This window comes from Glaciecola sp. HTCC2999 (assembly GCF_000155775.1).
Classification (GTDB): Bacteria; Pseudomonadota; Gammaproteobacteria; order Enterobacterales; family Alteromonadaceae; genus Opacimonas.
In genome coordinates this window covers 1,449-13,880 of record NZ_DS989817.1, presented here as the reverse complement: position 1 = coordinate 13,880, position 12,432 = coordinate 1,449, and the positions used below count along the sequence as shown (strand labels likewise).

9 protein-coding genes are annotated in these 12,432 nt (G+C 42.2%); all 9 read right to left on the bottom strand.

From position 1 onward, the window contains the following. Nucleotides 1-285 (bottom strand): GTP-binding protein (locus G2999_RS11410; RefSeq protein WP_010181835.1); only part of this gene is annotated, 285 nt, incomplete at its 3' end. A gap of 12 nt (nt 286-297) precedes the next feature. Then, the gene (rpsG, locus tag G2999_RS11405; RefSeq protein ID WP_010181834.1) at nt 298-768 is read right to left on the bottom strand and encodes a 30S ribosomal protein S7; all 471 of its coding nucleotides are present in this window, start codon (nt 766-768) and stop codon (nt 298-300) included. A gap of 77 nt (nt 769-845) precedes the next feature. Then, nucleotides 846-1,220 carry a 30S ribosomal protein S12 gene (gene rpsL, locus G2999_RS11400; RefSeq protein ID WP_010181832.1) on the bottom strand — a complete coding sequence of 125 codons (375 nt, stop codon included), beginning with the start codon at nt 1,218-1,220 and terminating at the stop codon, nt 846-848. Nucleotides 1,221-1,408: 188 nt separating this feature from the next. Next, a complete protein-coding gene (gene rpoC, locus G2999_RS11395) occupies nt 1,409-5,596 on the bottom strand; it encodes a DNA-directed RNA polymerase subunit beta' (protein ID WP_010181830.1) in 4,188 nt (1,395 codons plus the stop codon). 92 nt (nt 5,597-5,688) lie between these two features. Next, on the bottom strand, nt 5,689-9,720 hold the full coding sequence (gene rpoB / locus G2999_RS11390; protein ID WP_010181829.1) for a DNA-directed RNA polymerase subunit beta: 4,032 nt from the start codon (nt 9,718-9,720) through the stop codon (nt 5,689-5,691). A gap of 232 nt (nt 9,721-9,952) precedes the next feature. Continuing rightward, complete coding sequence (gene rplL / locus G2999_RS11385) at nt 9,953-10,327, bottom strand: 50S ribosomal protein L7/L12 (protein ID WP_010181827.1); 375 nt, start codon at nt 10,325-10,327, stop codon at nt 9,953-9,955. 56 nt (nt 10,328-10,383) lie between these two features. Then, entirely contained in the window at nt 10,384-10,902 is a 519-nt protein-coding gene (rplJ, locus tag G2999_RS11380; protein WP_010181825.1) for a 50S ribosomal protein L10, read from the bottom strand. A 311-nt stretch (nt 10,903-11,213) separates the two neighbouring features. Continuing rightward, on the bottom strand, nt 11,214-11,912 hold the full coding sequence (gene rplA / locus G2999_RS11375) for a 50S ribosomal protein L1 (protein WP_010181823.1): 699 nt from the start codon (nt 11,910-11,912) through the stop codon (nt 11,214-11,216). Between the two features lie 4 nt (nt 11,913-11,916). After that, on the bottom strand, nt 11,917-12,345 hold the full coding sequence (rplK, locus tag G2999_RS11370; RefSeq protein ID WP_010181820.1) for a 50S ribosomal protein L11: 429 nt from the start codon (nt 12,343-12,345) through the stop codon (nt 11,917-11,919). Between the last annotated feature and the right edge of the window lie 87 nt (nt 12,346-12,432).

The window sequence follows — 12,432 nt, the reverse complement described above, 5'->3', positions numbered from 1 at the left end:
GTGAGTCACGTGTCCAGGTGTGTCGATTATATTGATGCGATGTTGTTCAAATTGTTGCTGCATCCCCTGCCAAAAGCAGGTGGTTGCAGCAGAAGTGATCGTAATGCCTCGCTCCTGTTCTTGTTCCATCCAGTCCATAGTGGCAGCGCCATCATGTACCTCACCAATTTTGTGAGATAAACCGGTGTAAAACAAAACACGTTCAGTAGTGGTAGTTTTGCCGGCATCTACGTGCGCGACAATACCAATGTTCCGATAGCGTTGAATAGGAGTCTTACGAGCCATACGATCCTCAGATTACCAACGGTAGTGCGCGAACGCTTTGTTGGCTTCAGCCATACGGTGAACGTCTTCACGTTTCTTAACCGCAGAACCTTTGTTTTCAGATGCATCTAACATCTCAGCAGCTAGGCGTTGAGCCATAGACTTCTCGCCACGTTTACGCGATGCTTCTACTAACCAACGCATACCTAGTGCATTACGACGAACTGGACGAACTTCAACAGGTACTTGGTACGTTGAACCACCAACACGACGAGACTTAACTTCGACAGTTGGGCGGATGTTCTCTAGTGCATCTTCAAATACGTCTAGGTGTGGTTTGCTAGTTTTTTCAGCAACAATGTCAAGCGCGCCATAAACGATCTTTTCAGCTGTTGATTTTTTGCCGTCGAGCATTACGACATTCATGAATTTAGCAAGTAGTTCTGATTTGAACTTAGGATCTGGTAGGATTTTTCGTTGTCCTACGACTCTTCTTCTTGGCATTTTAATTTCTCCGTAGAAATTTCAGGATATTCCCCAAAACTTATAATTAATAGTTTGGCCTTACTAACGGAGAACCGTTAAGACTTTGGCCTTTTCGCACCGTACTTAGAACGGGCTTGACGACGATCGTTTACGCCAGCGCAATCTAATGTACCGCGAACTGTGTGATAACGAACACCTGGTAAATCTTTAACACGACCACCACGGATTAATACCACGCTGTGCTCTTGTAAGTTGTGACCTTCACCACCGATATATGAAGATACTTCATAACCGTTGGTTAAACGAACACGACAAACTTTACGTAATGCTGAGTTCGGTTTCTTTGGCGTAGTTGTATATACACGTGTACATACACCACGACGTTGTGGGCAAGCTTCTAATGCAGCGACGTTTGATTTCTCAACCGGCTTCTTACGAGGCTTACGCACTAACTGGTTAACTGTTGCCATTAACTAGCTCCTAGTGTGTAAAATTAATAAAGTTGATACACCATGTATCAACTAGGTTACAAGTTTATGAAATTGCTCTATTCCATAAAACAAAAAACCGCGACCTAAGGGATTAACCTAAATTCGGGTCGCGGAATATTAAAGATCAAACGCTCAAATGTCAAGCGCTCGACCTTAATGACAATCGATTACTCTTCGTCGCCAGTAGGCATATCAAGAGTAGCATTCAATGCTTCTGTCAATGCCAGCTGTGCTTCGTCAGCAGAAACCGATAAATCTTCTTCAGTGAGCTGTGCTGCTTTACGAGCGGCACGCTTCTCATGATACGCAAAACCAGTACCGGCAGGGATTAAGCGTCCAACAATTACGTTCTCTTTCAAGCCACGTAAATCATCTTCTTTACCCTGTACCGCTGCTTCTGTTAGTACACGTGTCGTTTCTTGGAACGATGCTGCTGAGATAAATGACTCAGTAGAAAGTGATGCTTTAGTGATACCCAATAATTGGATTTCATATTTCGCACCCACTTTGCCAGCGGCTTCCAGTTCACGGTTCGCAATTTTAACTTGTGATACTTCTAGCTGCTCACCTTCTAAGAACTGTGAATCACCTGCATCGGTAATCATACACTTACGCAACATCTGACGAATAACAACTTCGATGTGCTTATCGTTAATTTTTACACCTTGTAGGCGGTAAACTTCTTGAACTTCGTTCACAATATAATTAGACACGGCACTTACGCCACGCAGACGTAAAATATCATGTGGTGATTCAGGACCATCGGCAATAACTTCACCCTTTGCAACTGTTTCACCTTCAAATACGTTAAGTTGACGCCATTTAGGAATCATCTCTTCGTAGTGATCACCCTCTGGTGGTGTGATCGTTAGACGTTTCTTACCTTTAGTCTCTTTACCAAAACCAATCATACCTGACACTTCTGCAAGGATAGCTGGCTCTTTTGGCTTACGTGCTTCGAACAAGTCAGCAACACGTGGTAGACCACCGGTAATATCACGAGTTTTTGAACCTTCCTGAGGAATACGTGCTAATACATCACCTTCTACTGCATCCATGCCGTTAGTGGCAACGATGGTAGTAAAGCTTGGTAAACGAATTTCCTGCAGTGAATTTTCACCCGCTTCTAAGATTAACTTAGGCTCTTTTGCATTGGCTTTAGATAAATCTTTTACCACGATACGCGATAGACCTGTTAAGTCATCTGTTTGTGTTTCTGTATTGGTGTCATCAACATCCGCAAAGGTAATCTTCGCAGGACGCTCTGTGATGATTGGGTGACTATGCGGGTCCCAGTTAGCGACGATATCGCCACCAGATACAGCTGCACCATCATCAACGCTTAATATTGCACCATAAGGCACTTTGTAACGCTCTTTCTCACGACCTTGTTCATCAATCACTGTTAACTCGGTTGAACGAGAAACAATCACTAACTTACCTTCTTGGTTACGTACAGATTTCGCATTATGCAGTTTCAATGAGCCGTTCGTTTTGACCGCTACGCTGTTTTCTGCAGATGCTCTTGATGCTGCACCACCGATGTGGAATGTACGCATTGTTAACTGTGTACCTGGTTCACCGATAGACTGTGCGGCGATTACACCGACAGACTCACCGCGTCCAACCATGTGGCCACGCGCAAGGTCACGACCATAACAATTAGCACAAACACCGTGATCGTTATCACACGTGATAACTGAACGAACAATGATTTGGTCAACAGAATTCGCTTCTAGCATATCTACTAGTGCTTCATCGAGTAATACATTACGTTCAACTAAAATTTCATCTTCAGTACCAGGCTTGATTACGTCTTGTGCTACCACACGACCTAATACACGCTCACGTAAAGGCTCAACAACATCACCACCTTCGATTAGTGGCGTCATAACGACACCTTCTAATGTGCCACAATCGTCATTGGTAATGACCAAATCTTGTGCCACATCAACTAAACGACGAGTTAAGTAACCTGAGTTAGCTGTTTTCAATGCAGTATCGGCAAGACCTTTACGCGCACCGTGAGTAGAGATGAAGTATTGTAATACGTTTAGACCTTCACGGAAGTTAGCCGTGATAGGAGTTTCGATGATTGAACCATCTGGTTTAGCCATCAGACCACGCATACCTGCTAACTGACGAATCTGAGCCGCACTACCACGAGCACCAGAGTCAGCCATCATATAAACAGAGTTGAATGAACTTTGCTGTTCTTCTTCACCTTGAGCATTGATAACGGTTTCTTTTTCAAGATTCTCCATCATCGCTTTAGCTACTTTTTCGTTTGCTGTTGACCAGATATCGATAACTTTATTGTAACGCTCACCGGCAGTAACAAGACCAGATTGGAACTGTTCTTGGATTTCAACAACTTCAGCTTCCGCATCGTCGATGATATCTTTTTTCGCATCCGGGATAACCATATCATCAATACCAACAGACGCACCCGCAATCATCGCGTAATGGAATCCGGTATACATGATTTGGTCAGCGACAATCACGGTATCTTTCAAACCCAGTGTACGGTAAGACACGTTTAACAAATTCGAAATTTGTTTTTTCTTCATTGGTTGGTTAATCACTTCAAAATCTAGACCCTTAGGTAAGATTAAAGAAAGGATAGAACGCCCAACGGTGGTGTCTTTAATACTGGTTTTTTCAATTTTCTCACCCGCTTCGTTCACTTCATATTCAGTGATACGTACTTTAACGCGTGCATGCAATTCCGCCTGATCGGTACGGTATGCTTTTTCGGCTTCGTGTGGTGAAGTGAAGATCATACCTTCGCCTTTACCATTGACACGGTCACGTGTTAAGTAATACAAGCCTAATACAACATCCTGTGAAGGAACGATGATAGGCTCACCATTTGCAGGTGATAAGATGTTATTGGTCGACATCATTAACGCACGTGCTTCTAACTGTGCTTCAATAGTTAATGGGACGTGGACCGCCATTTGGTCACCATCGAAGTCAGCATTATATGCCGCACATACTAATGGGTGTAATTGAATGGCTTTACCTTCAATTAGGGTCGGTTCAAATGCTTGAATACCTAGTCTGTGAAGTGTCGGTGCACGGTTAAGTAGCACTGGGTGTTCACGGATAACATCATCCAATACATCCCATACTTCCGGTGCTTCACGTTCAACTAATTTTTTAGCTGCTTTAATCGTTGTCGCTAAACCACGGCCTTCTAATTTGCCATAGATAAATGGCTTGAATAACTCAAGTGCCATCTTCTTCGGTAAACCACACTGATGTAAACGAAGTGTCGGACCAACGGTGATAACAGAACGTCCTGAATAGTCAACACGCTTACCAAGTAAGTTTTGACGGAAACGACCTTGCTTACCTTTAATCATATCAGCAAGTGATTTCAGTGGACGCTTGTTTGAACCTGTGATTGCACGACCGCGACGACCATTATCAAGTAACGCATCAACTGCTTCTTGAAGCATACGCTTTTCGTTACGTACAATAATATCTGGTGCAGCTAGATCTAATAAACGCTTCAAACGGTTATTACGGTTAATTACACGACGATATAAATCGTTCAAATCAGAGGTCGCAAAACGACCGCCATCTAGTGGTACTAATGGACGTAAATCAGGCGGCAACACTGGTAAGACTGTCATGATCATCCACTCTGGTTTGTTGCCAGATAATTGGAATGATTCTAATAACTTCAAACGCTTAGTAATTTTCTTACGTTTAGTTTCTGAATTAATTGAAGGTAATTCTTCACGCATTTCAGAAACGTCTTGGTCAACGTCTAATACTTTTAATAGGTCAAAGATAGCCTCTGCACCCATTTTCGCTTCAAATTCATCACCGTGCTCTTCTAACGAATCAAGATATTCTTCTTCCGTTAATAGTTGACGACGTTCTAGTGTCGTTAAACCAGGCTCAGTTACAACATATGATTCGAAGTAAAGTACACGTTCTATATCACGTAATGTCATATCTAACATTAAGCCGATACGAGACGGTAATGACTTAAGGAACCAAATGTGAGCAACTGGCGATGCTAATTCAATGTGACCCATGCGCTCACGACGCACTTTCGCCAATGTGACTTCAACACCACATTTTTCACAAATTACACCACGGTGCTTGAGACGTTTATATTTACCACATAAACACTCATAATCTTTAACTGGACCAAAGATACGGGCACAGAACAGACCATCACGTTCAGGTTTGAACGTACGGTAGTTGATGGTTTCTGGCTTTTTAACTTCACCATAAGACCAAGAACGAACCATATCTGGTGCCGCTAAACCGATACGAATATTATCGAACTCTTCGGTTTTATTTTGTTGCTTTAGAAACTTTAATAAGTCTTTCACGTTTTTCTCCCTACGGAGTGGGTCTTATGACCCGACAACCAAGCCGTTATCGGGTCAACCTAACTAACACTTACAACGATAAATCGTTGTGCTTACTCGTTTTCTTCTAACTCAATGTTAATACCAAGAGAACGGATTTCTTTCAACAATACGTTGAATGACTCAGGCATGCCTGGCTCCATTCTGTGGTCACCGTCGACGATGTTCTTATACATCTTCGTACGACCATTAACATCATCAGATTTAACGGTTAGCATTTCTTGTAGCGTATATGCTGCACCATATGCTTCTAGTGCCCATACTTCCATCTCACCGAAGCGCTGACCACCAAACTGAGCTTTACCACCCAATGGTTGTTGCGTAACAAGAGAGTAAGAGCCAGTAGAACGTGCGTGCATCTTATCATCCACTAAGTGGTTGAGTTTGAGCATGTACATATAACCTACTGTGACTGGACGTTCGAATGCACGACCCGTACGGCCATCAAATAATGTAATTTGACCGCTTTCTGGGATATCAGCTAGCTTCAACATTTCTTTGATTTCTGCTTCTGTCGCACCATCAAATACTGGTGTGGCTACTGGTACACCTTTACGTAAATTTTCTGCAAGACGTCTGATTTCATGATCAGTAAAGCTATCAATATCAACTTCTTGGCGACTTGTTCCAAGGTTATACACCTCGTTCAAGAAACTACGAAGTTTGGTGACTTCTTCTTGCTCTTTGATCATACGGTCAATCTTCACACCTAAACCATGAGCTGCCATGCCTAAGTGAGTTTCAAGAATCTGACCGATGTTCATACGAGATGGTACACCTAGTGGGTTAAGTACGATGTCGACCGGCGTACCGTTTTCATCGTATGGCATATCTTCCACTGGTTGGATAGTCGAGATAACACCTTTGTTACCGTGACGGCCAGCCATTTTATCACCAGGTTGAATGTGACGTTTAACAGCTAAGTACACTTTGACAATTTTTAGTACGCCAGGTTGTAAATCATCACCTTGGATAATCTTTTGACGTTTAACTTCTAATTTCTTATCAAAGGTCGCTCGTACTTCAGCATGCTGTTCAATAATTTGTTCAAAATCAGCTGCTGCATCGTCGTCTTTAATAGCAATGTCAAACCAACTCTCACGGGCAGAGTCGTTTAATTTATCTTCAGAAACACCATTGTTAATTAACAAGTTACGTGCACGAGCAAAGATGCCATCTTCTAAGATAGCGAGCTCATCAGATAAGTCTTTTTTGACTTCACGTAATTGCATTTCTTCGATTTCTTTCGCGCGGGCATCTTTCTCAACACCGTCACGGGTAAAGACCTGAACGTCAATAACCGTTCCACGTACACTGTTAGGTACACGTAAAGATGTATCTTTAACATCAGATGCTTTCTCACCAAAGATAGCTCTTAATAATTTTTCTTCTGGCGTTAATTGTGTTTCACCTTTAGGGGTTACTTTACCCACTAAGATATCACCACCTTTAACTTCAGCACCGATATAAACAACACCAGATTCATCTAATTTACCTAATGCAGATTCACCTACATTTGGAATATCAGCAGATATTTCTTCAGGACCAAGCTTAGTATCACGAGCGACACAACTTAATTCTTGAATATGGATAGTGGTAAATCGGTCTTCTTCAGCTACACGCTCAGAAATAAGGATTGAATCCTCAAAGTTGTAACCATTCCAAGGCATGAATGCGATACGCATGTTTTGGCCAAGCGCCAAATCACCAAGGTCAGTTGAAGGACCATCAGCTAAAACGTCACCAGTAACAATCGGGTCGCCAACATTACACGTCGGCTTCTGATTGATACACGTATTTTGGTTTGAACGTGTATATTTAGTGAGGTTATAAATATCGATGCCAGCTTCACCTGCAGTCATTTCTGCTTCGTTTACTTTTACAACGATACGTGATGCATCGACATAATCAACCACACCACCGCGTTTTGCAACGACAGTAACACCTGAGTCAACCGCTACAGTGCGCTCCATACCAGTACCTACTAATGGCTTATCTGCCTTTAACGTTGGTACTGCTTGACGTTGCATGTTGGCACCCATTAGTGCACGGTTAGCATCATCGTGTTCTAGGAACGGAATAATCGATGCTGCGACAGATACGATCTGTTGCGACGATACATCCATATATTTAATGTCTGATTTTTGCATTAACGTGGTTTCACCGCGGTAACGACAAGGGATCAATTCATCAACTAACTGCTGAGCAGCGTCAATTTCTACGTTTGCCTGAGCAATCGCAAATTGGCCTTCTTCAATCGCAGATAAGAAATCAATTTCTTCTGTCACTACACCATCGACTACACGACGATATGGGGTTTCTAAGAAACCATAATCGTTAGTACGTGCAAAAGACGATAATGAGTTAATCAAACCGATATTTGGACCTTCTGGCGTTTCGATAGGACATACACGACCATAGTGTGTTGGGTGTACATCTCGTACTTCGAAACCGGCACGTTCACGGGTCAAACCACCTGGACCTAGTGCTGAAATACGACGCTTATGCGTTACTTCAGACAACGGGTTGTTTTGATCCATAAACTGAGATAACTGACTTGAACCAAAGAATTCTTTAACGGCTGCCGAAATTGGCTTAGCGTTAATCAGATCCTGAGGCATGATGTTATCTAGATCACCTAAACTTAAACGTTCTTTAACAGCACGTTCAACACGCACAAGACCAACACGGAATTGGTTTTCTGCCATTTCGCCAACACTACGGATACGACGGTTACCTAAGTGGTCGATATCATCGACATCATCTTTACCGTCTCGAATAGTGATTAACTGCTGCATTACCGCAACGATATCTTCTTTACTTAAGATACCTGGACCAGTGATCTCGTCACGGCCAAGACGTTTGTTGAACTTCATTCGACCAACAGTCGATAGATCATAACGTTCTTCAGAGAAGAATAAATTGTCGAATAAGGTTTCGGCCGCATCTTTTGTCGGCGGCTCACCTGGACGCATCATTCTATAAATTTCAACTAATGCTTCTAAACGGTCATTAGTAGAATCAACACGTAATGTATCTGATATGTACGAACCATGGTCAATTTCATTGATATATAAAGTATCAAATGAATTGATGCCTGCTTCTTTTAGTTTTTCAACTAAATCGACAGTTAATTCGTCATTGGCATTTGCCACAACTTCACCGGTATTCTCATCGATAATGTTATTACTCACAACACGACCAATAATGTACTCAGGTGGTACTTCAAGTTCAGTAATCTTAGCTTTCTCAAGAGAACGAGTATGACGCGCAGAAATACGACGACCATGCTCGACTAATACATTACCTTCTTTATCTAAAATATCGAACTGTGCAGTTTCACCGCGTAAGTGATCAGGCACAATTTCCATAAACGTTTTTTCTTCTTCGAAACGGATTTTTACCTTTTCGAAGAACATCTCTAGAATTTCTTCTGTCGAATATTCTAATGCACGTAAAATAATAGACGCTGGAAGTTTACGTCGTCTATCGATACGTACAAATAAATTATCTTTTGGATCGAATTCAAAGTCTAACCAAGAACCACGGTATGGGATAACGCGTGCGTTATACAACACTTTACCAGATGAGTGAGTTTTGCCTTTATCGTGATCGAAGAATACACCAGGTGAACGGTGTAACTGAGAAACGATAACACGCTCAGTACCATTGATTACAAAAGTACCATTATCAGTCATCAATGGGATTTCACCCATATATACTTCTTGTTCTTTAATATCTTTTACAGTGCCAGGCGCTGCTTCTTTATCAAACAATACTAATCGTAGTTTGACACGCAGTGGGGCTGAGTATGTGACGCTACGAATTTGACATTCGCGTACATCAAACATCGGCTCACCCAAACGGTAGCTGACATACTGTAGCTCTGAATTCCCAGAATAACTTTTGATCGGGAACACTGAACCGAACGCCGCTTCTAAGCCTGCATCGTTGCCGCCATTGACATCGATGAACTTTTTAAACGAGTCCAATTGAATTGATAAGAGGTATGGAATTTCCAATACCTGAGGGCGTTTGCCAAAATCCTTACGGATACGTTTTTTTTCGCTGTACGAGTAAACCATGGTTTCCTCAACTAGTGATTTTTGACCCGACCTGCTGCCATGAAAATAGCAACAAACTCCCAGTCCGCTTTGATTGTTTCCACCTATGTGACTTGAGTAAAAAGTCAGGTGTTGCGCGAATTATAGACTAAGATAAGCGGTTAGTAATTCTTAATTGTCTATAGCGCAAAAAAGCAGGTGACCAAAAAGCCACCTGCTTTTGCCATTTCTGGCATTAAGCAATTACAAGTAATTACTTAACTTCAACTTCAGCGCCGGCTTCAGTAAGAGCTGCTTTTAATTCTTCAGCTTCTTCTTTAGATACGCCTTCTTTGATAGCTTTAGGAGCAGATTCAACTACTTCTTTTGCTTCTTTAAGACCTAGGCCAGTTGCGCCACGTACTGCTTTGATAACTGCAACTTTGTTAGCGCCGAAACCAGTTAGTACTACGTCAAATTCAGTTTGCTCAGCTGCTGCTTCGCCGCCTGCTGCTGGACCAGCTGCAACAGCTACTGCTGCAGTTGCTTCAACACCGAATTTTTCTTCAGCTGCTTCGATTAGCTCAACCAGTTCCATAACTGGCATTTCAGCAATCGCGTTTAAAATATCATCTTTAGTTAGAGCCATTTCTCTAAACTCCTGGAGTTAATGTTAATATAAAATAGTTTGCCAAAAACGAAAAATTATTTTTCGTCTTTGATCGCCGCCAATACACGCACAAATTTGGTAGGTACTTCGTTGATTGTTTGAACGAATTTCCCAACCGGTGCTTTGAAGGTAGCAAGTAATTTCGCCAATGCTTCGTCGCGAGTCGGTAATGAAGCCACTGCATCCAATTTCTCAGGACCCAATAGACCGTTACCAATCGATAACGCTGTGACATTTAATTTTTTGTTTTCTTTAGCGAAGTCTTTAAAAAGACGTGCAGCACCACCTGGTGCATCGATAGAGAAACCATAAATTAAAGGCCCGGTTAAAGCACTTTCAATGTCAGCAAACTTACTGTCGGCTAAGCCACGCTTTGCTAATGTATTACGTATTACTTTTACGTATACACCTTGCTCACGAGCTTTAACACGAAGGTCAGTTAACTCACTTACTTCCATACCACGGTATTCTGCGACGGCAACGGATAGAGCTTGAGATGCAACTTCGGATACTTCCGCTACGATCTCTTTTTTTGCTGCTAAGCCTAGTGCCACTGCGTTCACCTTCTTTTTTAATCTGACTTTGTAAGTAAACTTACGCCATCAGGGTTCACAGATTGATAAATACAACATGTATTTACCGCTCTACGGTGTTCGATAACCCCAGAGAGTCTGAGTCCGTACCACCGTCTGCGTAGGCTGTTACATTAAGAATGTTGTTATTGTGATAGTTCTCTTACCTCTATCACCAACATTCACCTACGGTCTTGGACGGGAACTTAAAGTCATACACGTATGCACAATAAGCTCCAACCCATAACCTTTTACAAGAGACACATGAAATCAAACATCATGTGGGTTTGAAATTAAGCTTGTGTCAAAGAACCTTGGTCAAGTGCAACACCTGCGCCCATAGTCGTTGATAAGCTTACTTTCTTAATGTACGTACCTTTCGCTGAAGAAGGCTTTGCTTTCTTCAATGCTTCGATAAGTGCATTTAAATTTTCTTCGATATGTGCTGGCTCAAATGCAATCTTACCGATTGACGCATGAATGATACCATTCTTGTCATTACGGTATTGAACCTGACCAGATTTAGCATTTTTAACAGCCGTCGCTACGTCTGGAGTTACCGTACCCGTTTTAGGGTTAGGCATTAAACCACGTGGACCTAAGATTTGACCTAATTGACCAACAACGCGCATTGCATCTGGAGAAGCAACAACTACGTCAAAGTTCATTTCGCCTTTTTTAACTTGTTCAGCTAAGTCTTCCATACCTACGATGTCTGCACCAGCTTCTTTCGCTGCTTCTGCATTTGCACCTTGAGTAAATACTGCAACGCGTACATCTTTACCAGTACCGTTTGGTAGTACAGTTGCACCACGTACGTTTTGGTCAGATTTACGAGCATCTATGCCAAGGTTGATGGCAACATCAACACTTTCAGCAAACTTAGCTGTTGCTAATTCTTTTAATAAAGCAACCGCTTCATTGATTTCATATTCTTTGTTCGCGTCAACTTTTTCACGAATCGCTTTCATGCGCTTAGTTAGTTTAGCCATGTCATTAACCCTCTACGTTTAAGCCCATGCTACGAGCAGAGCCCGCGATGGTGTTTACAGCTGCATCAAGACTTGCAGCAGTTAAGTCTGGCTCTTTAGTTTTTGCGATCTCTTCTAACTGAGCGCGTGTCACGGTACCGACTTTCTCAGTATTTGGACGACCAGAACCACTCTTAATACCAGCAGCTTTTTTCAATAAGAAAGACGCAGGAGGAGTTTTTGTTACGAACGTGAAAGAACGATCTTCGTAAACTGTAATTTCTACAGGTACTGGAGCGCCTTTTTCAAGAGAATCCGTTTTTGCGTTGAACGCTTTACAGAATTCCATGATGTTTACACCGTGTTGACCTAGTGCAGGACCAACTGGTGGACTTGGGTTTGCAGCGCCAGCTGCAACTTGTAGCTTAATTAAGCCAGTGACTTTCTTCGCCATGTTTATATACTCTCAGTTTGTGGGTTGCGCGCCTATTAGGTATTGAGAATAACTAAATCAAAGGCTCCCCACGCAAATAAAGGACGC